Origin of the sequence: Streptomyces sp. 2131.1 (assembly GCF_900105515.1) — a bacterium.
Lineage (GTDB): Bacteria > Actinomycetota > Actinomycetes > Streptomycetales > Streptomycetaceae > Streptomyces > Streptomyces drozdowiczii.
Map to the genome: position 1 here is coordinate 5,003,941 of NZ_FNSY01000001.1, position 25,041 is coordinate 5,028,981.

General features: G+C 73.7%; 23 protein-coding genes, 1 pseudogene and 1 riboswitch. Of the genes and pseudogenes, 8 read left to right on the top strand and 16 right to left on the bottom strand.

Annotated elements, in window-relative coordinates; all coding sequences use genetic code 11:
- Positions 1-60: 60 nt before the first annotated feature.
- From BLW14_RS22475 to BLW14_RS22485, 3 genes are all read left to right on the top strand, one after another.
- Positions 61-1,530 carry an MFS transporter gene (locus BLW14_RS22475; protein ID WP_093708992.1) on the top strand — a complete coding sequence of 490 codons (1,470 nt, stop codon included), beginning with the start codon at positions 61-63 and terminating at the stop codon, positions 1,528-1,530.
- A 64-nt stretch (positions 1,531-1,594) separates the two neighbouring features.
- A complete protein-coding gene (locus BLW14_RS22480) occupies positions 1,595-2,038 on the top strand; it encodes a DUF7144 family membrane protein (protein ID WP_177154063.1) in 444 nt (147 codons plus the stop codon).
- A 71-nt stretch (positions 2,039-2,109) separates the two neighbouring features.
- Positions 2,110-2,334, top strand: a complete 225-nt coding sequence (locus BLW14_RS22485; protein ID WP_093708993.1) for a DUF2277 domain-containing protein — start codon at positions 2,110-2,112, stop codon at positions 2,332-2,334.
- Positions 2,335-2,383: 49 nt separating this feature from the next.
- Here the strand turns inward: BLW14_RS22485 and BLW14_RS22490 are convergent, their stop codons facing one another.
- The 5 genes from BLW14_RS22490 to BLW14_RS22510 all read right to left on the bottom strand — a co-directional run bounded on the left by BLW14_RS22490 (position 2,384) and on the right by BLW14_RS22510 (position 7,434).
- Positions 2,384-3,037, bottom strand: a complete 654-nt coding sequence (locus tag BLW14_RS22490) for a DedA family protein (RefSeq protein WP_093708994.1) — start codon at positions 3,035-3,037, stop codon at positions 2,384-2,386.
- 242 nt (positions 3,038-3,279) lie between these two features.
- Entirely contained in the window at positions 3,280-3,738 is a 459-nt protein-coding gene (locus tag BLW14_RS22495; protein WP_093708995.1) for a DoxX family protein, read from the bottom strand.
- 467 nt (positions 3,739-4,205) lie between these two features.
- A complete protein-coding gene (locus tag BLW14_RS22500; RefSeq protein WP_093708996.1) occupies positions 4,206-4,850 on the bottom strand; it encodes an HNH endonuclease family protein in 645 nt (214 codons plus the stop codon).
- Between the two features lie 359 nt (positions 4,851-5,209).
- Complete coding sequence (locus BLW14_RS22505) at positions 5,210-5,872, bottom strand: HAD-IA family hydrolase (protein WP_093708997.1); 663 nt, start codon at positions 5,870-5,872, stop codon at positions 5,210-5,212.
- Between the two features lie 500 nt (positions 5,873-6,372).
- Positions 6,373-7,434, bottom strand: a complete 1,062-nt coding sequence (locus BLW14_RS22510) for a peptidoglycan-binding domain-containing protein (protein ID WP_093708998.1) — start codon at positions 7,432-7,434, stop codon at positions 6,373-6,375.
- A 135-nt stretch (positions 7,435-7,569) separates the two neighbouring features.
- On the opposite strand from BLW14_RS22510, the gene BLW14_RS22515 reads away from it, so the two are divergent.
- The gene (locus BLW14_RS22515) at positions 7,570-9,630 is read left to right on the top strand and encodes an MDR family MFS transporter (protein WP_093708999.1); all 2,061 of its coding nucleotides are present in this window, start codon (positions 7,570-7,572) and stop codon (positions 9,628-9,630) included.
- Here the strand turns inward: BLW14_RS22515 and BLW14_RS22520 are convergent.
- Complete coding sequence (locus BLW14_RS22520) at positions 9,627-10,328, bottom strand: TetR/AcrR family transcriptional regulator (protein WP_093709000.1); 702 nt, start codon at positions 10,326-10,328, stop codon at positions 9,627-9,629. The genes BLW14_RS22515 and BLW14_RS22520 overlap by 4 nt on opposite strands.
- A 72-nt stretch (positions 10,329-10,400) precedes the next feature.
- On the opposite strand from BLW14_RS22520, the gene BLW14_RS22525 reads away from it, so the two are divergent.
- A complete protein-coding gene (locus BLW14_RS22525; RefSeq protein WP_093709001.1) occupies positions 10,401-10,796 on the top strand; it encodes a Dabb family protein in 396 nt (131 codons plus the stop codon).
- A 108-nt stretch (positions 10,797-10,904) separates the two neighbouring features.
- Here BLW14_RS22525 and BLW14_RS22530 read toward each other — a convergent pair.
- Both BLW14_RS22530 and BLW14_RS22535 read right to left on the bottom strand, forming a co-directional pair.
- Positions 10,905-11,378: pseudogene (locus BLW14_RS22530) on the bottom strand (GNAT family N-acetyltransferase); the annotation flags it as partial.
- Positions 11,379-11,503: 125 nt separating this feature from the next.
- Positions 11,504-12,592 carry a DUF2330 domain-containing protein gene (locus BLW14_RS22535; protein ID WP_093709002.1) on the bottom strand — a complete coding sequence of 363 codons (1,089 nt, stop codon included), beginning with the start codon at positions 12,590-12,592 and terminating at the stop codon, positions 11,504-11,506.
- 355 nt (positions 12,593-12,947) lie between these two features.
- On the opposite strand from BLW14_RS22535, the gene BLW14_RS22540 reads away from it, so the two are divergent.
- Positions 12,948-14,921 carry a bifunctional glycosyltransferase 87/phosphatase PAP2 family protein gene (locus BLW14_RS22540; RefSeq protein WP_093709003.1) on the top strand — a complete coding sequence of 658 codons (1,974 nt, stop codon included), beginning with the start codon at positions 12,948-12,950 and terminating at the stop codon, positions 14,919-14,921.
- A gap of 113 nt (positions 14,922-15,034) precedes the next feature.
- On the opposite strand, the gene BLW14_RS22545 is transcribed toward BLW14_RS22540, so the two are convergent.
- From BLW14_RS22545 to BLW14_RS22575, 7 genes are all read right to left on the bottom strand, one after another.
- Positions 15,035-16,015 carry an AEC family transporter gene (locus BLW14_RS22545; RefSeq protein ID WP_256332864.1) on the bottom strand — a complete coding sequence of 327 codons (981 nt, stop codon included), beginning with the start codon at positions 16,013-16,015 and terminating at the stop codon, positions 15,035-15,037.
- Positions 16,016-16,116: 101 nt separating this feature from the next.
- Positions 16,117-16,554, bottom strand: coding sequence for an aggregation-promoting factor C-terminal-like domain-containing protein (locus tag BLW14_RS22550; RefSeq protein ID WP_018518429.1), 438 nt, complete (start codon positions 16,552-16,554; stop codon positions 16,117-16,119).
- Positions 16,555-16,857: 303 nt separating this feature from the next.
- Entirely contained in the window at positions 16,858-17,682 is an 825-nt protein-coding gene (locus BLW14_RS22555) for an ECF transporter S component (protein WP_093709005.1), read from the bottom strand.
- On the bottom strand, positions 17,679-19,412 hold the full coding sequence (locus tag BLW14_RS22560) for an ABC transporter ATP-binding protein (protein ID WP_093709006.1): 1,734 nt from the start codon (positions 19,410-19,412) through the stop codon (positions 17,679-17,681). Before BLW14_RS22560 ends, BLW14_RS22555 begins: the two co-directional genes overlap by 4 nt.
- Positions 19,409-20,569 carry a cobalt ABC transporter permease gene (locus tag BLW14_RS22565; protein WP_093709007.1) on the bottom strand — a complete coding sequence of 387 codons (1,161 nt, stop codon included), beginning with the start codon at positions 20,567-20,569 and terminating at the stop codon, positions 19,409-19,411. The genes BLW14_RS22560 and BLW14_RS22565 overlap by 4 nt, the downstream gene beginning before the upstream one ends.
- Positions 20,566-21,243, bottom strand: coding sequence for an SCO2322 family protein (locus BLW14_RS22570; RefSeq protein ID WP_093709008.1), 678 nt, complete (start codon positions 21,241-21,243; stop codon positions 20,566-20,568). Before BLW14_RS22570 ends, BLW14_RS22565 begins: the two co-directional genes overlap by 4 nt.
- Positions 21,240-22,493: a prenyltransferase/squalene oxidase repeat-containing protein gene (locus tag BLW14_RS22575; RefSeq protein ID WP_093709009.1), complete on the bottom strand. Its 1,254-nt coding sequence runs from the start codon at positions 22,491-22,493 to the stop codon at positions 21,240-21,242. Before BLW14_RS22575 ends, BLW14_RS22570 begins: the two co-directional genes overlap by 4 nt.
- Positions 22,494-22,615: 122 nt before the next feature.
- Positions 22,616-22,689, bottom strand: a riboswitch (cobalamin riboswitch).
- A gap of 226 nt (positions 22,690-22,915) precedes the next feature.
- Here BLW14_RS22575 and BLW14_RS22580 point away from each other — a divergent pair.
- Positions 22,916-23,554, top strand: coding sequence for a helix-turn-helix transcriptional regulator (locus BLW14_RS22580; protein WP_093709010.1), 639 nt, complete (start codon positions 22,916-22,918; stop codon positions 23,552-23,554).
- 48 nt (positions 23,555-23,602) lie between these two features.
- On the top strand, positions 23,603-24,067 hold the full coding sequence (locus BLW14_RS22585) for a DUF3291 domain-containing protein (protein ID WP_093710820.1): 465 nt from the start codon (positions 23,603-23,605) through the stop codon (positions 24,065-24,067).
- Between the two features lie 3 nt (positions 24,068-24,070).
- Here BLW14_RS22585 and BLW14_RS22590 read toward each other — a convergent pair whose 3' ends face one another.
- Positions 24,071-25,033, bottom strand: a complete 963-nt coding sequence (locus BLW14_RS22590; RefSeq protein ID WP_093709011.1) for a winged helix DNA-binding domain-containing protein — start codon at positions 25,031-25,033, stop codon at positions 24,071-24,073.
- Positions 25,034-25,041: the final 8 nt, after the last annotated feature.

Sequence of the window (25,041 nt, forward strand, 5' to 3'; positions counted from 1 at the left end):
AGTCGCGCCAACTCTACGGTGGACAGCACACCCCACCACCACGGCTCCCCAGGAGGAGCGTTGTCCCCGTATGCCCAGAAGGCCCCCGGCCTCTCCCGTGCGGCGCTGTTCGTGCTCTGCGCCTGTGTGCTCGTCGCGCAGGGCATGGTCGCCGCCGTCAACCTGCTCATCCCGCAGCTCGCCGCCTCGACCCTGCACCCCTCGTCCAGCGAACTGCTGTGGGCGGTCGACGCGTACGTCATCGTCTTCGCCGGCCTGCTGATCCCGGCGGGCGCGCTCGGCGACCGCTTCGGACGCAAGGGCGCCCTGCTCGCCGGCCTCGGCCTCTTCGCCACCGGCGCCGCCGTCAGCGCGGTCGCCACCGCCCCCGCCGTGCTCATCGCCGGGCGCGGGGTGTGCGGCGCCGGCGCCGCGCTCATCATGCCCGCGACCATGTCGCTCCTGGTCACCCTCACCCCGCCCGCCCGCCGCTCCCAGGCGCTGGCGAGCTGGACGCTCGCCGCCGGCCTCGGCGGCCTCGCGGGCAACGTCGGCGGCGGCCTGGCCGGACAGTTCGGCAGCTGGCGCACCCTGTTCTGGGCCATGGTCCCGCTCGCCGCGCTGCTCGCCCTCGCCGTCGCCCGCCTCTCGCCCCGCAGCCCGGAACGGACGGACTCCGCGCCCGACCCGCTCGGCTCGCTGCTGCTCGTGGCCGCCCTCACCGCCCTGGTGTACGGGATCATCGAGGGCCCGCCGCACGGCTGGGGATCGGCGCGGGTGCTGACCGCCTTCGGCCTCGGAGCCGTACTGCTCACCGTCTTCACCGTCCACGGGCTGCGCGCCGCCAGGCCGCTGCTCGACCCGCGGATCTTCGCCTCGCCGGTGGTGCGCGCCGGGACGCTGGGCATCGCCACGGCCTTCTTCGGGCTCTTCGCGCTGTTCTACGTCAACTCCCAGTACCTCCAGTACGTAAAGGGCTTCCCGGTCGGCCTCGCCGGGGTGGCGATCGTGCCGCTGACCGTCGGGATGGCCGTCATGCCGAAGATCGGGGCGCGCTGGCAGGACCGGTACGGCATCCGCCCGGTGGCGGGCGGCGGACTCGCGCTCATCGGCCTGGGCCTGCTCCTCGTCTCCACCGCCGACGGCGGCACCCCGTACGCCCTGTACGCCGTGTACCTCCTGGTCATCTCCGCCGGTACGGGGCTGTGCGCGCCGGCCCTGACCGTGGCCGTCGTCGCCGGGCTGCCCGCGCACCGCAGCGGGCTCGGCTCCGGGCTCAACACGGCGGCGCGCGAGATCGGGGCGGCTCTTGGAGTCGCCGTTGTCGGCACCGTGCTGGCCTCCGGGACCGGCGCGGACCACGTGGGTCCCGGGCACGCCGCCGCGTTCGCCCCAGCGATGTCCGACGGGCTGCGGGTCGTGGCGGCGGTGCTCCTCGTGGCCACGGTCTTCGTGGTGCTCGGGGCGTCCGGCCGGCCGCGCCGGGACGCGGGGCCGGAGCCGCAGGAGGGACGGCCCGAGGGCGTCACCCGTACGGGCGCTTCCGCCTAGCCGTGCCGGGCGAGGCGGCGCAAGGTCGGTCTGAGCCGCACGTTCCACCGGCCCAGGAGTCCTCATGGCACAGACAGCGCCCCCGCCGGGCACCCCTTCCTCGCCCATGGGCCCCGGCCGGGATGACGACAACCCCTGGGCCACCGGCGGGATCATGTTCGCCGGTGTCCTGCTGATGGTCGACGGTGTGCTCGGGGCGATCAAGGGCATCGCCGGGATCGCGTCGGACGACGTCTACGCGCGGATCAACAACTACGTCTTCAAGTTCAACGTGACGACCTGGGGATGGATTCACCTGGTCCTCGGCATCGTCGTCGCCATCGTCGGGTGGGGCATCCTGCGGGGCTTCGGCTGGGCGCGCGGGGCCGGTGTGGGGCTCGCGGCGCTCAACATGATCGCCAACTTCATGTGGCTGCCCTACCAGCCGGTCTGGGCCGTGGTCTCGCTCGCCATCGACACCTTCGTGATCTGGGCCCTGTGCACCGGACGCCTGAAGCCGGTCGTCTGATGCCAGTCGCCTGAAGCCGGTCGCCTGACCGCCTGGGCGCAGTTGTCAGTGGTACGGGTCACACTGGGAGCATGTGCCGCAGTATCAAGACGCTCCGACCGCCCGCCCTCCCCGAAGAGGCCACCGAGGAGGACATCCGCGCCGCCGCCCTCCAGTTCGTCCGCAAGGTGTCGGGCTTCCGTGCGCCGGCCGCGCACAACAGGGAAGTCTTCGACCGCGCCGTCGACGAGGTCGCCGAGGCGACCGCCCGGCTGCTGGACGGCCTGGAGATACGGGGTGGCGCCAGGGCTTCCTAGGGCCGGCTTCCTGTAACCGGCTTCCCAGGACCGGCTTCGTGGGACCGGATCAGGCGGCCGAGGCGGCGCGGGCCGCCTCGGCGGGGCGCCGCATGAGTAGTGCGGCGAAGGAGCCCGCGACGAACAGGGCGAGGACCGAGACGGCCGTGCCCAGCCAGCCCGCGCCCAGCCACTGCGCGCCGAAGTAGCCGAGGCCCACGCTGTAGCCGGCCCAGGCCAGGCCCGCGACGGCGGACCACGGCAGGAATTCCTTCACCTTGCGGTGCGAGGCCCCCGCGCCCAGCGAGACGACCGAGCGCCCGGCGGGGGCGAAGCGCGCGATGACGACGAGGACGCCGCCGCCCCGGCTCAGGGCCGCGCCCAGACGTTCCTGCGCGGAGGTGAGGCGGCGGGAGCGGGCGATGGCGCGGTCCAGCCGCTCGCCGCCGATCCGGGCCAGCCGGTACGCGGCGAGGTCGCCGAGCACCGACGCGGTGGCGGCGCACAGCAGGAGGGCCAGCAGCGAGGGGACCTCGGTGACGTGGCGGGCGGCACCCGCCGCGTCGGCGGCCACACCGGTGGTGCCCGCGGCGGCGGCCGTGGCGGCGGTGATCACCAGCACACCGCTGGGCAGCACGGGAAGGAAGACGTCCAGCAGCACGGAGAGCGCGACCACGACATAGATCCATGGGCTGCCGATCAGCGCACCCACACTCTCCAGCACCTTCTACTCCCCGGTCGTGACAACGCCGCGATGTCGCAGGGGAGCGGCAGGAGCGGCAGGTTCAGCTGTACAGCGTACGCCTGTCGTTCACCCGGTGATCCATATATATGCGTGATGTTGGGCACCCCGGTCGAGGCCCGGTGGAGCGCGTACCGCCGGGGAGCGGTTTCCCGGCGGTACGCGAGGGGTTGTGTGCGGGGCCCGGTCGGTCGGCGGGCCCGGGGGGAGTCGGGGAGAGCGGGTCAGACGGAGACCGGGGAGTTCCGTTCCGCCGTGCGGTCCCGGTCCTGGCGGTCCGGGGTGCGGGCGGTGAGCAGGCCGTCCAGGGCGAGGGCGCCCGGGCCGGTGAAGACGATCAGCAGGAAGACCCAGCAGAAGACGGCGGACGGTTCGCCGCCGTTCTGGAGGGGGAGGAGCGCGTGGGACTGGTGGACCGTGAAGTAGGCGTAGGCCATGGAGCCGGACGAGATCAGGGCGGCGACACGGGTGCCCAGGCCGAGGGCCACGAGGATGCCGCCGATGAGCTGGATGACCGCGGCGTACCAGCCGGGCCAGGTGCCGGCAGGTATGGAGCCGCCGTCCCGGGCGCCGCCGAGTATCCCGAAGACCGAGGCGGCTCCGTGGCACGCGAAGAGCAGGCCGACGACGATGCGGAACAGCGCGAGGACATAGGGCTGGGCCCGGTGCAGATGTGGGGTCATGGGGGAGGGGCTCCTTCGGTCTGGTGGGGACGTGAACCGACTGGGCGCCATAGATTAGGTAAACCTCACCAATACTTGCAAGTTCAACGTTCTGTCGAGTGGCTGAAATGCGACGGGGTGATGTGGGCCGGTCGACGCGCCAATACCGCCTCGAACTGGGCAGCCTTGCTCCCGCACTTGGCCTGAACCAATGAGAGCGCAGTTTTCCGGCCATGAGGGCGGAGTCCGGTCGCTCGATGCTCCGACCACGGGCGCCCCCGGTTTCACTGGAGTCCCGCTGGAGTTGCGTGCCCCTCGCGCCCCGTTGGCGGACTGCCGGCTCGCGCTTCGGGGGTAAGGCGCCTGCTCTCTTGTCATGAACAGCCGTAGTAGGCCGAAAACACGTCGGTGGCCCCGCCGGCCGGCCCGTCGTGCGGGCATCGGCCGGTGGGGCCACCGGGGTTGAGGGCGCCGGGGCGTCCCTCGGTTCAGCAGCCGCTGAGGGCGGACTGCAGGGCCGACTTCTCGGCCGAGTCGACGGTGAGCTTGTAGTAGTGCTTCACGTGGATCCAGGCCCGCACGTAGGTGCACTTGTACGCGGCGCGCGGCGGCATCCAGGACGCCGGGTCCTTGTCGCCCTTGGCCTGGTTGACGTTGTCCGTGACCGCGATCAGCTGCGGCCGGGTCAGGTCGTTCGCGTACGCCTGCCGTTGGGCGGTGGTCCAGCTGGAGGCGCCCGAGCGCCAGGCCTCGGCGAGCGGGACCATGTGGTCGATGTCCAGATCGGACGCGGCGGTCCAGGTGGCGCCGTCGTACTCCGAGTACCAACTTCCGCCGGTCGCCGCGCAGCTGGAGTCCTGCGAGACGTTGGTGCCGTCCCGCTTCAGGACGACCTCGCGGGTGTTGCAGGCGCCGGACTGGGTGATCCAGTGCGGGAACTTGTCCCTGCTGTAGCCGCTGGACGAGCCCTCCGCCTTCACGGTCAGCTCGCTCAGGTACGTGCGGGCCGTCGAGGCGGAGACCGGAGTGGGCATGGCCGCCTGTGTGCCGGGGGCGTTGAGCAGGCCGGTGGTGACGGCGAGGGTGGCGGATGCGGTGAGGACGGCTATGCGACGCGCGTAGACACCTGACATGCGAACTCCCTTGATGTGGGGGGACATGGACGGGCCGTCATGAACGGCTCGGGCCATCGTGGCGGCGCCGGGTTTCCGTGGGGTGGGCGCCAGGTAACAGAGTGGCGACATGGGCACGTCACATCAAGGGATCTGACAAAGGGGTTCGCGGTGCGGGGGGCGTACGGGCCTGTGCGCGCGGGCGCGTTGAGCCGGCCCGGCACGGCGCCGACGCCCGCGACCTGCGCGGACGCGCATGCGAACGGCCCCCGCCCGGGGTGGGCGAGGGCCGTACTGGGGTTCGTGGTGCTGGTGTTTGACGGGGGATCAGCGGCCCCGGTGCGCCTCTGTGGCCGGGCGCGGGGTGTTCCCGCGCGAGGTTACCGCGCGTCGAAGTGCAGGGTGAACCCACCGTCCGCCGCGGCCTCGACGCGCAGCTGCGTCAGGTCGGCCACGTGGGCGTCCGGCGCGTGGGCACCCGCGCGGGGTCCCACGCCCACGACGCGCATGCCGGCCGCCCGGCCCGCCGCGATGCCCGCCTCGGAGTCCTCGAAGACCACGCAGTCCGCCGGCTCGAAGCCCAGTGCGGCCGCGCCCTTGAGGAAGCCCTCCGGGTCCGGCTTGCTGGCGCCGACGCTCTCGGCGGTGATGCGGAGGTCCGGCATCCGCAGCGAGGCCGCGTTCATCCGGGCCGTGGCCAGTGCGAGGTCGGCCGAGGTGACGAGGGCGTGCGGAAGGGCGGCGATGGCGTCCATGAAGGCCGGTGCGCCGCCGACCGGGACGACGCCCTCGGTGTCGGCGGTCTCCTCGGCGAGCATCACCCGGTTATCGGCGTGGTTCTGTTCCATCGGGCGGTCCGGCAGCAGGACCGCCATCGTGGCGTAGCCCTGGCGGCCGTGGACCACCTTCAGCGCCTCTTCCGGGTCCAGGCCGTGCCGCAGCGCCCAGCGCCGCCAGCAGCGCTCCACGACGGCATCGGAGTTCACCAGGGTGCCGTCCATGTCGAGCAGCAGTGCTTTGGCGGTGAGGGCGGTGGCCGGCATGGGCGGGCTCCAGAGCGGGGGGAAGCGAACGCCGCGGGGGTGGGCGGCGCGGGAGAACAAGCGGCCCCCGCCCGCCGGTCAGGGTGTGCGCGCGGAGGCCACTTTGTTCCTCCACGATACAAAAACGGGGTCGCGAATGCGAATCCCCTCCGGGGTGGGGTGCGTGAAGGCCCCGGTCCGGGGACGTGGCGTCCCCGGACCGGGGCCTTCGGGTGAGGCTGCGGTCGTGCTCCCCGGCCCGGGGAGGCTCTGCTGCGGCCTTGCGGCCTTGCGGCCTGCGGCCCGCAGGCTGCGGGGCTGCGGGGCTGCGGGGCTGCGGGGCTGCGGGGCCGGGTCGGCCGCGTCCGCGGGGCGGGCGGTGGTGTCCGCGGGGTCTGCGCCCGCGGGGGCCGCGCTTGCAGGGCAGGCGGCGGTGTCCGCCGGTGCCCTCGGGCTGTCGGTGGTGTCCGCTGCGTCTGCGGGGCGGGCGGTGCACGTGGGGGCTGGGCCCGCCGCGGCTGTCAGCGGCGGCCTCGGCCCGTCGTCCTCGCCTCCAGGGCGCTCCGGGTCTTCGGGCCGTAGACGCCCTCCGGGTCGCCGTCGATGCTGTACCAGACCTGGAAGTCGCTCACCGCCTGCTCCGTCCGGGAGCCGTAGTCCGAGTCGACCGGGCCGTTGTAGACCCAGACCTCGCGGAGCCGGTTCTGGAGTTCCGCCACCTCCGGGCCGTGGTCGCCGCGTCGCAGGGTTCCGGCTTCGTCCGGTGTCGCCACCGGCGGGGCCAGGCCCTCCACCGGGCCGCTGGTCTCCGCCGTGGCCGACGGGGACGAGGAGGCGCCCGGGGCCGACGCCGACGAGGAGGCCGTGGCGGAGCGGGAGGCGGAGGCGGAGGGCGACACGGACGTGGACGGCGAGGCCGAGGCGGACGCGGACGAGGAGGGGGCGGGCGAGCGGGAGGGCGGCGCGGAGGCGGTGGGCGTCGTGGACGGCGAGGGCTCGCTCTCGTCCGGGAGGCTGGCCACCGTCGACGGCAGGGCCTGGTCCAGATCGGCCTCGCCGTTGCCGTCCCCGTTGAACAGTCCGCCGATGAAGGCCGCCGTGCCCACCACGGTGACCACGGCCGCCCCCGCGATCACGGCGGCGAAGGGCTTGCGGCGGCGCGGCGCCACCGGGTCGGGCCCGCCGAGCAGGAGCGCGGTGTCCGCCGGGGTGCCCGCGTCCGCCGGAGGAGGGCCCGCCGGGTCCAGGAACAGCGGCATCGTGGTCGCGGCGTCGCCCTCGGGGCCGTAGACCTGCGGGGCGCCCGGCGGGGGAGCCGGGGGCGCCGCAGTCGCGGCGTCGCCGCCCAGGGTCACGTACGGGCGGATGCGCAGGGGGTCGAAGTCCTCAGCGGCGGCCATCTCCGCGGACCGGCCGGCGTGGTGCTCGTCGGCGATGCGCTGCTGCTCGGCGGCCCGTGCCGGGCCGGTGGCGTGACCCGGCGCGCCAGTGGCTCCGTATGCCGCGCGGCTCGCGCAGGCGCAGCCCGGAACCGTGCCCGGTCTGCTCTCCGTACCGCACTCCGGGCATATATGTCCGGCCATCGTGGGTCCCCTCCCCTTGAACTGCCTGCGATTATGCAGGCCGCCGCCGAGAAGCCCAATCACCCGGCCCCCCGGCAGGCCATAACGGGGGATAGCGGACAGGATGGGGGTGTAGCGGATCCGAGGAGATGTTTCATGGCCCAGCAGCTGAGCCCCACGGCCCAGGCCCCCGGCGGTGACCGCTCCACGCGGTCGGTCCTGGTGGCGATCGGCGCACTGCTTCTCGGCATGCTCCTCGCCGCACTCGACCAGACCATCGTCTCCACCGCGCTGCCCACCATCGTCAGCGACCTCGGCGGGCTCGAACACCTCTCCTGGGTCGTCACGGCCTATCTGCTGGCCTCGACCGCCGCGACCCCGCTCTGGGGGAAGCTCGGCGACCAGTACGGGCGCAAGAAGCTGTTCCAGACCGCGATCGTCATCTTCCTGATCGGCTCCGCGCTCTGCGGCATCGCCCAGAACATGCCCCAGCTGATCGGCTTCCGCGCCCTCCAGGGCCTCGGCGGCGGCGGCCTCATGGTCCTGTCGATGGCGATCGTCGGCGACATCGTCCCGCCGCGCGAACGCGGCAAGTACCAGGGCCTCTTCGGGGCCGTGTTCGGCGCGACGAGCGTCCTCGGACCACTGCTCGGCGGCTTCTTCACCCAGCACCTCTCCTGGCGCTGGGTCTTCTACATCAACCTCCCCATCGGGGTCGTCGCCCTCGTCGTGATCGCCGCCGTGCTGCACATCCCGGTCCGCCGGACGAAGCACACCATCGACTACCTGGGCACCTTCCTCATCGCCTCCGTCGCCACCTGCCTGGTCCTCGTCGCCTCGCTCGGCGGCACCACCTGGGCCTGGGGCTCCTGGAAGATCATCGGCCTCGCGGTGCTGGCCGTGCTGCTCCTGATCGCGTTCGTGTTCGTGGAGCGGCGCGCCACCGAGCCCGTGCTGCCGCTGAAGCTGTTCCGGATCAGGACCTTCAGCCTCGTCGCCGTGATCAGCTTCGTCATCGGCTTCGCGATGTTCGGCGCGATGACCTATCTGCCGACCTTCCTCCAGGTGGTGCACGGCATCACGCCGACGATGTCCGGCGTCCACATGCTGCCCATGGTGTTCGGGCTGCTCATCACCTCGACCGCGTCCGGGCAGATCGTCAGCCGGACGGGCCGCTGGAAGGTCTTCCCGATCGCCGGCACCGGCATCACCGCGATCGGCCTGCTGCTCCTGCACCGGCTGACCGTCTCCAGCAGCACCTGGGAGATGAGCGCCTACTTCTTCGTGTTCGGCGCGGGGCTCGGCCTGGTGATGCAGGTCCTCGTCCTGGTCGTGCAGAACGCCGTCTCGTACCAGGACCTCGGCGTGGCGACCTCAGGCGCGACGTTCTTCCGGTCCATCGGGGCCTCGTTCGGTGTGGCGATCTTCGGCACCATCTTCACCAACCGGCTCACCGACAAACTCGGCGCCGCGCTCGCCGGCCGTTCGCTGCCGCCCGGGGTCGACGCGAAGAGCCTGGCCGCCGACCCGCGCGCCATCGGACAGCTGCCGGCCTCCCTGCGCGGGCCGGTGCTCCAGGCGTACTCGACGTCGATCACCGACGTCTTCCTGTACGCGGCCCCCGTCGTCCTGGTGGCCTTCCTCTTCGCCTGGCTGCTCAAGGAGGACAAGCTGCGCGGATCCGTGACGGCCCCCGATACGAGCGAGACCCTGGCACCCAACCCGGTCGAGCGGTCCTCGTACGACGAGTGCGCGCGGGCCCTGTCCGTGCTGGCCACCCGGGAGGGCCGCCGCGAGGTCTACATCAAGATCACCGAGAAGGCGGGCTTCGACCTGCTGCCCGCCGCCAGCTGGATGCTGCTGCGGATCAGGCGCCATGGCACCGTGGAGCCCGCCCGGCTCGCCGAGGTGGCCCCCGTACCGCTGCGGGTGATCAACGACGCGGCGCGGCAGCTGGAGGGGCGTGGGCTCGTCCGGCGCGTCGGGGTGCAGATGGTGCTCACCGAACCGGGCGCGGAGGCGGTGGTGAAGCTCGCCCAGGCCCGAGAGGACTCCCTGGCCGAGCTGCTGGGCGACTGGTGGGGGCCCGACCGGCCGACCGACCTGGTCGCGCTGGTCTCCGAGCTGACGCGGGAGACCAGCGGGTCCAGCAAGGAGCGCCCGCACAGCCCGGAGCCGAAGCGCGACCATGCGGCGGGGCACCCGGACAGGTCCTAGGAGCCGTCCGGCCGATCGCCCTCAGCGGTGGTCTGCGACAGTTGCCGGTCGCCCGCGTACGCGCGCAGGAAGGTGTCCACGGCCGCTTCCGCCGTGCCGCGCAGCTCGGCGGCCGGTACGCGGCGGGTGCCCAGCAGGGAGCGGGACTCCAAAGGGCCGGTCAGCAGGGCGAAGAAGTGCTCAGCGGCCTGCTCCGGGTCGCACGGGCGTAGGGCGCCGGCCAGGGAGAGGCGGGCCAGCCGGTCGGCCAGTGCCGCGCGGGGCCGGTGCACGGTGCGCTCCTGCGTGGTCTCGGCCAGGTCGGGGAACTGCGCCGCCTGTGCGTAGGTCAACCGTCGCAGCGCGCGAGCGGGTTCGCCGCAGCAGATGCGCGCCAGCCCGTGAGCCAGGTCCGTCAGTGCCGCATGCGGATCCTCGTCCGGCGCCCGGGCGCGCAGGCGCCCGATCACCGTGAGCTTCTCCTCCAGGAGGGCGTCGAGTGCCGCCTCGACAGCGTGACGGAAGAGGGTCTCCTTGTCGGAGAGGTGGCTGTAGACGGTCGGCTTGGCGACCCCTGCCTCCTCCGCGATCTCCTGAACGCATGCCTGCGCGTATCCACGCCGCGCGAAGACGGTGAACGCAGCGTCCAGGATCGCCTTCCGCTTGTCGACGCGGCCGCGCGGAACGGACTTGGGCCTGCTTGACGCTGCTGAACTCATGCGTTCATTCTAGATAACAACTCATCAGGAAGTTTTTCTGAACCGGCTGGTTCAAATAGGGGAGTGTGAACCATGATCGTCCACATGCTGCGATTCGCGTTCAAGGAAGGGACGACCGAAGAGGAGAAGGCCCGTGTGCTCACACTGATGCGGCGCACGGCATCCATCGAGTCGGTCTCCTTCGCAACGGTCGGGCAGAGCCTGGCCGACCCCGCCGGCGGCTTCACCCACGCCTACTGCGTGGGTATCCAGGACCTGGCGGCCCTGGAGCGGTACATGCACGACCCGGTCCACCTCGCTGGAGACCCCGAGATCTTTCCGCATCTGGCCAGGATCGCCGTCGGCCCCGACGTCTCCGACGACATGGACCCTGCGCTGGCCGACGAAATCATGGCGCTGCACGAGAAGAAGGCCGCCCTGTATCCGGAGTGGGCGGCCCAACTCGGTCCGCTTCTCACTCTCGCCTAGGCCAGGACATCAAAGGGGACGGACGGTGCCGAGCGTCAGGCCGAGACGCCGTGGCGGAGCCGGTTCGCCCGGGGGAAGCCCGGCGCTGGTGCCCTGCGCCGCCTGGGCCAGTTCCTTGGCGAACCAGCGTTCCCTGTAGGGCCCGCTGTTGAACGCCGGGACCTCCCGGAAACCGTGCTTCGCGTACAGGCCGCGCGCCTCGACCAGGTCGTTGCGGGTGTCGAGCCGCAGCCGGGACAGCCCGAGGGCCCGGGCCCGGTCCGCCAGCGCGGTGAGCAGCAGCCCGCCGCCTCCCGTGCCCCGGAACTCCGGGCGGACGAAGACCCGGGTCAGCTCGGCCGTCTCCGCGTCCACGAGGACCAGGCCCGCGCAGGCCGCCGCCCGGCCGCCGTGACGGCCGACGACGAAGTCACCGGTCGGGGCCGTGAGCCGCTCGGCGCCGTCGTCGGTGAGCCCGTCCCGGATCTCCTCGGCCGTCGCCGGGCGGCCCCAGTAACGGCTGGCCACCTCGTCGTAGTAGTCCCGCCGGAGCAGGGCCGCTTCCGGGGAGTCGAAGGGTTCGGGTGCCACGGTCCAGGTCATGCGGCCATTCTCGCTGCCGCACGCATGTACGGGCCAAGTGATTTCGAGGGGGTGGGCGCGGGGGTCTGGGGCCCTGGGGTCCAGCTCGGTCCCGCGCCTCACCCTCCGTACGTACATCCGAGCGGCTAGCGCAGCGGCGGCGGTGTGAACACCGGCGGCGGGGGTACGACCGGGCGCCGCCGCCGGGCGCGCGCCACCAGCAGCAGGGCCACGACCACCGCGACCGCGCCGCCGAACGGCACCAGCAGCCAGACCGGCATGCCGCCCCAGGTCAGCAGCGTGTCCCGGTAGACCACGGTCCGGTACGGGGTGTCCTCGGCGGCCGCCCGCAGTTCGTGGTCGCCGTCGATCCGCTCCGGCGACGGGAAGTACTGGTCGATCGCCGTCACGAAGACCGGCTTGTCGCCCGTGACCGCCGCCAGCGCCTCGTACGGCTCCTTCGCGGGGTCCACCCGGCCCGCGTACGCGACCTTCGGCGGCCGCCCGCCGATCGCGCCGCGCGGTTCCATGCGGTGGCCGGCCAGCACGTACAGGTCGAGGGTCTGCGGGGTCGCGGCCAGCTCGGACAGGCGCATCGGATAGACCAGCCGGTCGCTGGCGAACCGCAGCCGCAGCGGTTCGAGCGTCCCGCTGAGCAGGGCTCCCCGCTCCTCCGGTGCGAGGCGCACCGCCACGTACTCCCACTTCTGCTCGACGTACGGGCGCAGGGCCGTCGCCAGGCGGTCCGGCAGTTCGAAGCCGTTCTCCTCCAGCCAGCCCTCCAGCGCCTCCGGGTCGGTCGCCGTCAGCCGTGCCACGTCGAACGGCCCGAGCCGCTCGCGGCCGACCACGTCGACCGGCGCGGCGGCCCCGGGGGCGGCGGCCCGGTCGCCGGCGCGGTCGTCGGAGCCGCGGAACGGCCAGTCCTCGTCGCGGGGCCAGAAGTAATGACGGTCCTCGTGCACCGGCGCGGTGATCGCCCTGAGCTCCGTGAACAGCGCCGCGTCCCCCAACTCGACCGTGGCGCGGTGCGGGACCGGCATGATCCAGGCCGCGTCGGGCGCGTTCCCCCGGACGCTCAGCTGCATCACTATCTGCTCGGTGCTGCCGTCCCAGCCGACCGCCGACGTCTCCCGGGAGACCTCGACCCGGCTGTCCCGGTTCACCACCATCGCCCCGCAGCCGCAGGCGTACGCCGGTGCGATCAGCGACCCCAGCTGCAACGACACCAGCATCAGGGCCAGGGAGAGCGCACGGACCGCCCAGCTCCTCGCTCCTCGTTCTCTGCCCCCGCGGCGCATCTTCCGTCCTCCCCGTCGTTACCGATCACGGGCTCAGACGTGCGCGGGCCCCCGGCGGTTCCGGCCGGCGCGGTCCGCCCGGCCGGGCGGACTTTCGGGTAAAGCGGGGTGACAGTCAGGCGTAAAGCGGGTTGATTGGGTCTACCTCATGACGCAATGCGAAGGTTTCACACATGCCGGGCAATTGGCCGGCGACAGACCTTGGGAGGGTCGGCGCAGCGTGGCGAACGCGGAGCACGGTGGGAGCGGAAGCGCGACGACGGGAACGAGGACGGGAGCGGCACGGGCGGTGCTCTGGCTGGTCGTAGCCGCGCTGGCCGTCCGGCAGATGGCGGTGGTGCTGCGGCAGCCGCCGGGCGAACGGCTCACCGATCTGGAGACCTGGATCGGCGAGAACGGCGTGCTCCACGTGAACGGCTCGCTGTACGACACCGACCGCTTCACCGGCACCCCCTTCGCCGGGCTCGTACTCAAGCCGCTCACCCGTACCGCCGAACAGAGCCTCGGCGTCGCCTGGACCTTCGGCTCGCTCCTGCTCGTCGCCGCCCTCGGGGTGGTCGCGGCCCGCGCCCTGCCCGGCCCGGTCGGCCGGCGCACCGCCCTGCTCGCCGCGCCCGTCGCGATCAGCCTGCTGATGCTGTCGCTGCCGGTGCGCAACGCGTTCCACCTCGGCCAGGTCAGCATCCTGCCCGTCCTCCTGGTCCTCGTCGGCCTCTTCGCCGTCCGGGGGGAACGCAAGGCCGGGGTTCTCATCGGGGTGGCCGCGGCCCTCCAGCCGACCGTGCTGCTCTTCGCCCTCCTGCTGTGGCTCACCGGCAGACGCCGCTGCGCGCTCGCCGCCGCCGCCGCGTTCGCCGCGAGCACCGCCCTGGCGTGGGCCGCGATGCCGCACGACTCGTGGACCTACTGGGTGCACCACGTCGCCGGGGCCGGCCTCGGCGACCAGGCGGACAGCCTCGCCAACCAGTCGCTGCACGGCGCGCTGCTGCGCCTCGGCCTCGCCGGGCCGCTGGAGATCGCGCTGTTCCTCGCGCTGGCCGCCGCCGTCTGCGTGATCGGCCTGCGCCGCGCCGTGCGCTACGCCCGCGACGGACAGCTGCTGCTCGCCGTGTCCGTGACCGGCTGCGTCGCCGTCGCCGTGTCGCCGACCGCCTGGCAGCACCAGTTGCTGTGGGTGCTGCTGGCCGTGGTCGGCAGGGTGGGCCGGAGCGCCTCGGACCGGCTGGTGTGGCCGCTCCTCGTGGTGCTGGTCACCACCCTGCCGGGCACGGTGCTGCTGCCGAACATCGGCGCGGTGTTCCCGGTACGCGACAACGTGATGCTGATCGCCGCGCTCGGGGCCGCCTGCGCCGCCCCGTTCCTGCCGCGGACCTCGCCGTACTGGCAGCGGCCCATGCCCACCGCGTACGCGCGGCCCGTGCCGGCCCGCTGGAGCCGGGTGCCGCTGCTGCCGTTCTGGCGGCGGGTGCTCAACCGGCCCAACCTGCTCCTCGAACTCCTGCTGATCCGGGTCGTCTACTCCGCGTACGCCCACGTCAGACTGGCCGCCACCGCCGGGCGGGCCACCGCCGAACGGCACGGGCGGCAGGTCCACTCGGCCGAACAGTGGCTGCACATCGACGTCGAGCACCGGATCAACCACGCGGTCGCGGGTGTCGGCCGGCTGCGGGACTTCTTCGACTACTACTACTCGACGTTCCACTTCGTCGTCCCGCTGGCGATCCTCGCCGTGCTGTACGTACGCCGCCCCGCCGACTACCGCTGGGCGCGCTCCACCCTCGGCTTCGCCACGCTCCTGGCCCTCGTCGGCTTCTGGCTCTACCCGCTGGCCCCGCCGCGGCTGATGCCCGGGCTCGGCTTCATCGACACCGTGCACGGGGTGCAGGACTTCACCGAGCCGGACTACGGGGCGCTGACGGCGGTCACCAACCAGTACGCGGCGATGCCCTCGCTGCACTTCGGCTGGTCCCTGTGGTGCGGGGTGGTCATCGTGCTGCTCGCCCCGAAGGCGTGGATGAAGGCGCTCGGGGTGCTGCATCCGCTGCTCACGGTCTCCGCGATCGTCGCGACGGCCAACCACTGGGTACTGGACGCGGCGGGCGGCGCTGCGGTCGTCGCGCTCGGCTTCCTCATCGCGTACGCGCTCGCCGGACCGCGCCGGCTGCGGGTGCCGCCCGAGGCACCGGAGGGCAGGACCGCCCGGGTGCCCGCTCCCGCCGCCGCCCCGGAGGCGGACAGCGAGACGGTGGCCGGCAAGCCCTAGGCGTACGCCGAAGGGGTGCGCAGATACGTGAAAGCGCCCCCGCACCCCTTCGGCCGGTGGATCGTCGCCCGTCCAGCATCCGTCCGCCCCCGGCGCCCCGCCACTCGAACGGCTCAGGGCCCCAGCGCCCACGTCGCCACGGAAAGCGTGACCATCGACACCAGGGTCGAGGCCACGATGGCGTTCCGGGCGAGACCGGTGTCCAGGCCGTACTCGCGGGCGTAGATGAACGAGTTCTGCGCCGTCGGCAGCGCCGCGCACAGCACCACCGCGAGGAGCTGGTGGGCCGGGAGGTGCAGCAACGGGCCCGCGACGAGCAGCGCGGCCAGCGGCTGCCCCAGCGTCTTCACGGCGACCACGACCGCGGTCTCCGCCCGGTCCCCGCGCGTCCGGCCCCCGCCGCCCGAACCCCGGTGCAGCGACAGGCCGAGCGTGATCAGGGCCGTGGGCACCGCCGCCGCGCCCAGCACGTCGCACGGGTGCGTCAGGGCGGCCGGCAGCCGCAGCCCGGTCGCGGAGACCACCACACCGAGCAGCGAGGCCAGGATGATCGGGTTGCGCACGGGCATGGTCAGCATCCGCCGGAACCCGCCGCCGGGGCGCCGCCCGTCCTCCCCGCGCGTCCCGGAGTCGAGCAGGGTCAGGATCACCGGTGACAGCACGAGCACCTGGAACAGGATGACCTGCGCGACGAACGACGCGTCACCGAGCACCTGGACCGCCACCGGGATACCGAGGTTGGCGGAGTTCACATGGCCCGAGGACATGGCACCGATCGCCGCGTCCGCCCGCCCCCGGCCGAACACCCGCCGCACCAGCACGAACCCGGACCCGGCGGCGACGGCCGTGCTCGCCGCGAACGCGAGCATCGACGGATGGCCGAAGACGTCCGGACTCGCCCCCGACACCATGGTGAACAGGGCGGCCGGCATGGCGACATGGAAGACGAACCGGCCGAGCACCGCCTCCGCCTGCTCCCCGAGGAGCCCGCCGCACCCGACCGCGTAACCGATGCCGGTCAGCACCCAGATGGGGGCGAAGGCGGAGAGCAGGGCATGCATGCCCGCCATGATCCCCGTACGCCTGTCCGGCATGCGGACGGGGGTACGGATGCGCGTACCGCTGCCCGGACATGCCGATGCCCCGGCCGCGGGGCGGTCGGGGCATCGGGACTACTGGTTCGAACCGGGCCGGCTCAGTACCAGTTGTGGGCCTGCCAGAAGGACCAGGCGCCACAGGGGCTGCCGTAGCGGGAGTTCATGTAGTCCATGCCCCACTTGATCTGCGTGCCGGGGTTGGTCTTCCAGTCGGAACCGGCGGACGCCATCTTCGAACCGGGCAGGGCCTGGACCAGGCCGTAGGCGCCGGAGGAGGCGTTGGTGGCGGACGGGTTCCAGCCGCTCTCGTGGCTGACGATGTTGCTGAAGCACTGGAACTGCGCGTCGTCACCGATCATCTGCTTCGCCGTGTCCTGGGCACTGCCTGCGGACGTCGGTGCTGCGGACGGGGCCGCCATGGCCGGGGAGACGCCCAGACCGATGCCGGTGGCTCCGAGAAGCACGGTGGCGCCGGCGACGGCGGCCTTGCGACGGGCGGTGCGGGGCTTGGAGATGAGGTTGCGGGCGAACGACACAGGGAACCTAACGGTCGGGAACGGGGGAGTCGCGGGCTCGGTCCGAATCCTGCGTGGACCGGCGCTCGTTGACCGCGATCCCGGTGAGGACCCTGCGGTGCTCGGCGACGGGATCCAGTCTTAGCGGCGCCGTTCGGCCGTGGCAACGACCCCTGTTACGACCCCGCCTCGCGCCCCGGGCCGAACGTCCCGAACCGGCCCAAACCGCTTCATTGCAGGTCGTGGCGGGTGCGGCTGGGGCCTGCGGGCCGCCCGCGCGGCTCCTAACACGCTTCGTACGGGACCAAGGTCCTGTGGGTGCCCTCACTCGCCACGGGCGTCGAATGTGACCTGGGCCTCGAAGGAAGCGCGCCGCGTCGCCCTCCGCAGCGCCTTCAGCAGCGGCGCCCCGACCGTCAGCGTGAGGACCACCGTGAGCACGGCCCGGCCCAGGTCCCAGCCGAGCGACGTCGTCGCGCAGTACGCGAGGAAGCGGACCAGGTTGTCGCCCAGCGGGTCGCCCGGCCGGAACGAGATGCCCGAGGCGAGGCCCGGCACGATCGTCCACCCGTACAGGTTCATGATCGTCCCGTACGCGAACGACGCGACCGCCCCGTACGCCGCCAGCATCAGCAGCTCGCCGCGCCCGCGCAGCCGGTCCGGGCCCGGCAGCAGGCCCGCGCCCATCGCGAACCAGCTCATCGACAGCATCTGGAACGGCATCCACGGCCCCACCCCGCCGGTCAGCAGCGCGGAGGCGAACATCGTCACGGACCCCAGCACGAAGCCGAACCCCGGCCCCAGCACCCGCCCGCTCAGCACCATCAGGAAGAACATCGGCTCCAGGCCCGCCGTGCCCGCCCCCAGCGGGCGCAGCGCCGCCCCGACCGCGGCCAGCACCCCCAGCATCGCGACCGCCTTCGCGTCGAGCCCGGCGTCCGCGATCATCGCGACCACCACCCCGACGAGCAGCGGCAGCAGCGCGGCGAACAGCCACGGCGCGTCCTGCGCGTGCGCGAGCCCCGAATCCCGGTCCGCGAGCAGCGGCCACCCGAAGGCGGCGATCCCGATGGCGCTGATCAGCACCAGCGCCACGATCGCCCGGGGGCCGAGCCGGACCGGGCGGCCGCGCCTCCGCACGCCGTTCACGCGCCACCCTCCAGGGCCGCGCGCACCTGGGAGACGGTGAGCCACTCCTGCGGGGCGAGGATCTTGGCGGTCTGCGGGGAGAACGCGGGCGAGGACACCACGACCTCGGCGGTCGGCCCGTCCGCGACGACCTCCCCGTCGGCGAGGATCACCACCCGGTGCGCCAGCTCGGCGGCCAGCTCCACGTCATGGGTGGCCAGCACGATGGCGTGGCCCTCGGCGGCCAGTGCGCGCAGCACCCCGACCAGCCGGGCCTTCGCCGCGTAGTCGAGGCCCCGGGTCGGCTCGTCGAGCAGGAGCAGCGGCGGCGGGGCGGTGAGCACGAGGGCCAGGGCCAGCGCGAGGCGCTGCCCCTCGGACAGGTCGCGGGGGTGGGTGTCGTCCGCCACCCCCGGCAGGAGTTCGGAGACGAGTGCCCGGCAGCTGCCCGGCTCCGCCCCGGCGTCGGCGTCGGCCGCCGCGCACTCGGCGGCGACCGTGTCCGCGTACAGCAGGTCGCGCGGCTCCTGCGGTACGAGGCCGACGCGGCGCACCATCTCGCGCGGCGGGGTGCGGTGCGGGGCCAGGCCGCCGGTCAGGACGGTGCCGGAGGTGGGCTCGACCATGCCGACGAGCGCGCCGAGCAGCGTGGACTTGCCCGCGCCGTTGCGCCCCATCAGGGCCACGGTCTCGCCGGCCCGGACGGTGAGCGTCACCCGGCGCAGCGCCTCGACCCGGCCGCGCCGTACGCCGAGCCGCTCTGCCTGGGCGGCGGGGGTGCCGCCGGGGCCGCCGGTGGCGGGGTCCGGGGCGGGGGCCTCGTGCGGGGCGCGCCGGAACAGCCGGGCGAGGGCGCTGCGGCTCGGGGCGGTACGCGGGGGGAGTGGGTCTGCCGGGGCGCCCGGCGCGTCCGGGGCCGGGTGCCCGGGCGCCACGTCCGCCAGCCGGTCGCGCAGACCGCCGGCCCGCCGCCGCGCGTCCCGGACCGAGAGCGGCAGCGGCTCCCAGTCCGCGAGGCGGCCGAGCGCGACGACCGGCGGGTGCACCGGGGACACCGCCATGATGTCGGCGGGCGCGCCCATGACCGGAGGGGCGCCCGGCGAGGGCAGCAGGACGACCCGGTCCGCGTACTGCACCACGCGCTCCAGCCGGTGCTCCGCCATCAGGACCGTCGTGCCCAGGTCGTGGACGAGCCGCTGGAGGACCGCGAGGACCTCCTCGGCCGCCGCCGGGTCGAGCGCGGACGTCGGCTCGTCGAGGACCAGGACCCGGGGGTGCGGGGTGAGGACCGAGCCGATCGCGACGCGCTGCTGCTGACCGCCGGACAGGGTGGCGATCGGGCGGTCGCGCAGCCCGGCCAGGCCCAGCAGGTCGAGGGTCTCCTCCACCCGCCGCCGCATCACGTCGGGGGCCAGGCCCAGCGACTCCATGCCGTAGGCCAGCTCGTCCTCGACCGTGTCCGTCACGAAGTGCGCCAGGGGGTCCTGGCCCACAGTGCCGACCAGGTCCGCGAGCTCCCGGGGCTTGTGCGTACGGGTGTCACGGCCGTCCACGGTGACCCGCCCGGTCAGCGTGCCGCCCGTGAAGTGCGGGACCAGGCCCGAGACGGCACCGAGCAGCGTCGACTTGCCGACCCCGGAGGGGCCGACGAGCAGCACCAGCTCACCCTCCGGGACCGTCAGGTCGACCCCGGCCAGGGTGGGGCGCCCGGCACCCTCGTACCGCACCGAAACATCGTCGAACCGGATCACACCTGCTCCTCGAAGCCTGTGGGGGAGGGCGGGACGGGCGCGACCACCGCCGGAAGCAGCCCGAGCAGCACGGCGGCGGCCGGCCACAGCGGCAGCACGGGCGCGGTGAGCGGTACGACCCCGGGGTGCAGCGCCGCCGGGTCGGCGTTCCCGGCCCAGATCATCGCCGCCGCGACCGCCGCGCCGGACCCGGCGACCAGCCAGGCCCGCACGCCCCACCGGTCGGGCCGGTAGCGGGTCCGCACCGAACGCGCCCCGCCGAGCCGCAGCCCCGCCATCGCCGCGAGGAGACCGGCGACGAGCAGCGGCACCCCGTAGCCGGCGCCCTCGGCGGCCAGCAGCCCGTACGTACCGGCGCACACGCCGAGCAGGCCGCCGAGCGTGAGGGCGTTCGTGGTGTGCCGGACGACGGCCGGGACCCGCGCGGTGCGGCCGTAGCCGCGCGCGTCCATGGAGGCGGCCACGGCGACCGACCGTTCGAGGGCGCCCTCCAGGACCGGGAGCCCGATCTGGAGCACGGCCCGCACCCCGCCGGTGGGCCGGCCGCGCAGCCGGCGGGCGGTGCGCAGCCGCAGCACGTCGGCGACCATGTTCGGCGCGAACGTCATCGCGACGACGACGGCGACCCCGGCCTCGTAGAGCGCGCCGGGCAGCGACTTCAGCAGCCGGGCCGGGTTGGCGAGGGAGTTCGCCGCGCCGACGCAGATCAGCAGGGCCGCCAGCTTCGCCCCGTCGTACAGCGCGAACAGCATTTGCTCGGCGGTGACCCGGCCGCCGATCCGGACGCCCTTCGCCCAGTCGGGCAGCGGCACCTCGGGCAGCGTGAACAGGGTGTGCGTGCCGGGGATCGGCGAGCCGAGGAAGACGGAGAACAGCAGCCGGACCGCGATCACGAACAGCCCGATCCGGATGAACATCCCGTACGACCTGGCCCACGGCGCGTCCGTGCGGCGCGCGGCCACCACGTAACCCGCGACCCCGACCAGCAGGCCGAGCAGCAGCGGGTTGGTGGTCCGGGACGCGGCGGTGGCCAGACCCAGCGCCCACAGCCACCACGCCCCGGCCGGCAGCGCGTTGCTACGGGTGGCGGCGGGGGCGCGCCAGGCGGGGAGCCGGTGTGTCGCGGTGTCCGCGCGGCCGGCCGTCGGGCCGGTCATCCGCGGCGGCGGCGGGCCTGCGCGACTGCGGCGATACCGAGGAGCAGCACGGCGCCGATCCCGACGAGGACCCCGGCGGACGGGCCGCCGCCGTCACCGTCGCCGTCGACCGAGGCGGCGGCGGAGGTCGAGGCGGGTGCCTTGCTGCCGCTGCCGCCGTCGCCGTGGCCGGAGACCTGCTCGCCGCAGCCCGTGGCCGGGTAGCCGGAGATCGCGCAGAGCATGGCGCTCGTGTCGTAGCGCAGCGGCTTCGCCACCGCGGCCAGGGCCTCCGCGCTGCTCGCGTCCTCCGGCACCCGCGCGCACGCGGTCCGCAGCGCGGGCGGGGTCTCCCCGTCCGGCGCGTCGGCCGCGGTGCCCGGGTCGATGACGAGGGCGACGCGCTTGCTGCCGTCCTTCGCCGGGGTGTCCGCGCAGATCTTCGCGAAGTCGGCGGCGCGGCGCGGCTTGGAGGCGTCCTGCGAGTCCGCGCTCACCGAGAAGCGGAAGCCCTGCACCGAGCCGTCGTCGGGCCGTACGAGCGAGGGCCCCTGGGTGGCGTACGACCAGCCGTTCGCCGAGCCCTCCCAGAACGACCAGTAGCGGTAGCCCGCCGCCTGCGCCGTGCCCGTGCCGAGCACGGCCAGGACGGCGCCCACGACCAGCAGCGCGGCTGCCCGTGCGGTGCGGCTCACAGCTGCTGGTTCTTGCGGCGGCCGCTGATCAGGAAGCCCACGCCGGCGCCGACGGCGAGCCCGATCCCGACGAACCACCAGAGGCCGCCGATGCCCTCGCCGTCGCCGCTGTCCTTCTGCTCCTCCTCGGTGGCCTTCGGCTCCGGCTTCGTCACGGAGGCCGGGGCGGGGCCGGTCGCGTTCAGCTGGGAGACGAGGTCGGCGCCGCCGAAGTCGTGGACGTCGGCGCCGGTGGCGTGCGCGGCGAGGACGAGCTGGGCGTACGCGGCGGGTCCCGCCTGCTTCGCCCAGGCCGCGGAGTTCTTCTTCAGCCAGGTGACGGAGGCGACGGCCTTGTCCTTGTGGCCGGCGGCGGCCAGTGCGACGACCGCGTCGGCGGTGTTGCCGAAGTCGGGCTGCGGCTCGCTGTCCTCCGCGCCTGGCATCGGCGGCTGGTCGAGGTGGCCGCTCTTCGCGAGGGCGGTGGCGAGGTAGGCGGCGCCGTTCTGCGCGGCCTGCTCGGGGAGCAGGGGGGAGCCCTTGCGGCAGGCGGGGTCCTTCACGGCCGCGTTGTCCGCGACGACCAGGCCCTTGCCGAGCGCGCCGAGGACACCGGCGGCGGTCGCGTCACCGTTGGCGGCGAGCTTGCCGGCCTTGTCGGGCTGGTAGGCGAACGCGCCGCCGTCCTTGCCGCCGCAGGGGATGGAGAAGCCGAGCAGCGCGTCGTACGGGGTCTTGCCGCCGTGCGTCGTCACGCCGTCCAGCCGTTCGCCCGCCCGGGCGAGGGTGCCGATCACGATGGACGTGGAGTTCGCGTCGCTCGGGCTGCCGGCGGTGTAGCCCCAGCCGCCGTCCTCGTTCTGGACGGACTTGAGCCAGCCGACCGCGTTCGCCATGGCGTCCTGGTGCCCGCCGATCGCGCGCAGGGCCTGGGCGGCGACGGCCGTCGCGTTGGTGTCGGCGACGGTCTTGTCGTCGCACGGTGCGGAGGCGTCCGCGCGGTACGCGGCGAACATGCCGCTGTCGCACTGCTGGCCGGTCAGCCAGTCCACCGCCTTCGCGGCGGGCGTCACGCCCACGGCCTGCTGCGCGAGGAACGCGAGCGACTGCCGCCACACCCCGTCGTACGTGGGGTCGTTCGTACCGTAGAGCCCGGAGGGCAGCGCGGCCGAGGGGGACGGAGACGGCGCGGCGACGGCGGCCGGGGCGGCGGCCGCGCAGAGCACGGCGGCGGTGGCGGCGAGCGCGGCGGCGCTGCGGCGTACGGTCATGGCGGGCGGTGCCTCTCCTGGGGACCGGGGCAGGCACACACGGCACCGGGCTCCGGCTCCGTATACCTCGACGGGGCGGGCCGCCGGGGTTCCGGCGGCGTGAGCCGGTCACGACTCGGACAGGGCATTCCGACTTCCGCCGCGAGCGGCGGTTCACGGCTGCGGGTCAGTGCCGGATTCGCACCGGCTTCCCCCTGAACGGGCATAGTGACGACGCGGCCAGTCTAACGGGCGGGGTTTGTCCCCCTGCCCGCCCCTTCCCGAAACCGGGGCGCTGCCCCGGACCCCGCGCCTCAACCGCCGGCGGGGCTTGATCTTGCCGCTGCCGCCGCACATCTGCGGCGGCATTTTCAGCCCCTCCGGCGATTGAGGAGCGCTTCCGGGGCGGAGCCCCGGAGGGGTGCGCGCCTAGACTCGCCGGTGTGAGCAGTGACGACGACGCCCTGGATGCGCTGGCCGCCCTCGGGGACCCCGTACGACGCGGGCTGTACCGATACGTGGCCGCCGCCCCGGGCGACGTCACCCGGGACGCCGCCGCCGACGCGGTCGGGGTGACGCGGGCGGTGGCCGCGTTCCACCTGGACAAGCTGGTGGACGCCGGGCTCCTGGAGGCCGGCTTCCGGCGGCTCTCCGGCCGCACCGGACCCGGCTCCGGGCGGCCCTCCAAGCTGTACCGGCGGGCGGACGGCGAGCACGTCGTCTCCGTACCGCCGCGTTCGTACGACACCGTGAGCCGGCTGCTCGCCGAGGTCGTCGAGCGGGCCGGGCTGGACGCGGAGTTGCAGGCGGCGGCGCGGGCCGCCGGGGAGGCGGCGAGCGCGGCCGACCCCGTCCACGCGCTGCGGGAGCGCGGCTACGACCCGTACTGGGACTGCGGGAAACTCCGCCTCAACAACTGTCCGTTCCACGCGCTGGCTGAGCAATTCCCGGCCCTGGTCTGCGGGATGAACCTCGCCGGTATCGAAGGGCTGCTCGCCGAGGGCTGGAGCGCCGCCATGGACCCGCTGCCGGAAGGCTGTTGCGTCGCGATCGAGGGGCCCGACGAGGGCGGCGAAGTCTAAAAACGAATCCGTTGACTTTAGAAGGGTCACCCGGTCATGCTTGGGCCCGTGAACGACTTCCACCTTGCCCAGGTCAACGTCGGGCGCATCCTCGCCCCGCTCGACAGCCCCCAGCTCGCCGACTTCGTCGCCCAGCTCCCGGAGATCAACGCCCTCGCCGACGGAGCCCCGGGCTTCGTCTGGCGCATGGTCGACGACGAGGGGGCCGATGCCACGAGCCTGCGTCCCGAGGCGGAGGACGACCTCTTCCTCATCAACTGCTCGGTCTGGGAATCGGTCGACGCGCTGAAGGCGTACGTCTACCGCAGCGACCACCTCAGGGTCCTGGCCCGCCGCCGCGAATGGTTCGAGCGCCTCGCCGACCACCACAGCGCCCTGTGGTGGGTCCCGGCCGGCCACCGCCCGAGCGTGCGGGAGGCGATGGACCGGGTCGCCCTGCTCCGCGAGAAGGGCGAGACCCCCGACGCCTTCACCTTCCGCTCCCCGCACCCGCCCCCGGTCACCGCCGTGTAGGCGTCAGAGCGTCCGCACCTCCGCGTCCGGGAGCTCGGCCCACCAGTGGTGGTAGCGGCTGTAGACCGTGCGCTCACGGGCGCCGAGGAACGCAGTCAACGCCTTGGCCTCCGCGCCCAGTTCGTCCCACCCTGCGGCCGGCAGCGGGTGGAACGCCGTGGCCTCCACGCCCTCGGCCGTCGGGCGCCACACGCCCGCGACACGGCCGTCCACCAGCAGGGTCGGCAGCACGTCGCCGTTGCGCCTGATCACCAGCGGGCGGTACTCCGGCGGGATCACCCGGCCCCGGTCCGCGTACGCCAGCAGCGTGGAGTCCCACATCGCCATGAGCCGGGCCGGGGCGGGCGTCCCGCCGTCCGGCCGGGGCGCGTCCGGGAGGTCGAACAGTGCCTCCCCGTCCGGTCCCTCCAGCCGTTCCACCTCGTCCGCCATGGCCGCCAGCGCGGCCCGGACCGGCGCCCGCCCCACCATCGAGAACTGCGCCACGTCAGCGACCGACGCCGGACCGAACCCGGCCAGGTAGCGCAGGATCAGGGTGCGCAGCGCCTCCTGGTCCACCGTCCGGCCCCGGGGCGCGGGCCCCTCGCCCGCCGCGACGAATGTGGCACGCGCGCCGAAGGACCACGGCGGACCGGTCGGCACGTGGTGCAGCGGCGCGTACGCCTTCATGCCCCACCACACCGCGTCCTTGCGCTCCGCGCCGTACAGCTCCGCCAGCCACGCCTGCATCTCGGCCGACGACCTCGGCGTACGGGTGAACTCCACTACCCGCGCCACCAGTTCCTCGCCGTCGGCCGGGGTGAAGTCCGTGAGGCGGTTCCACAGGGCGATGTACGGCGAGGCCGGGTGCTGGGCCTGGAGCGCGACCACCCGCCGCACCCCCTCGGCGGCGGTTAGCGGCTCACGGGCCAGGAGCAGTTGACGGCTGAGGGTGGCCCGGTTGAGGGCGCGCGCGGAGATCGTCACGGTCCGGG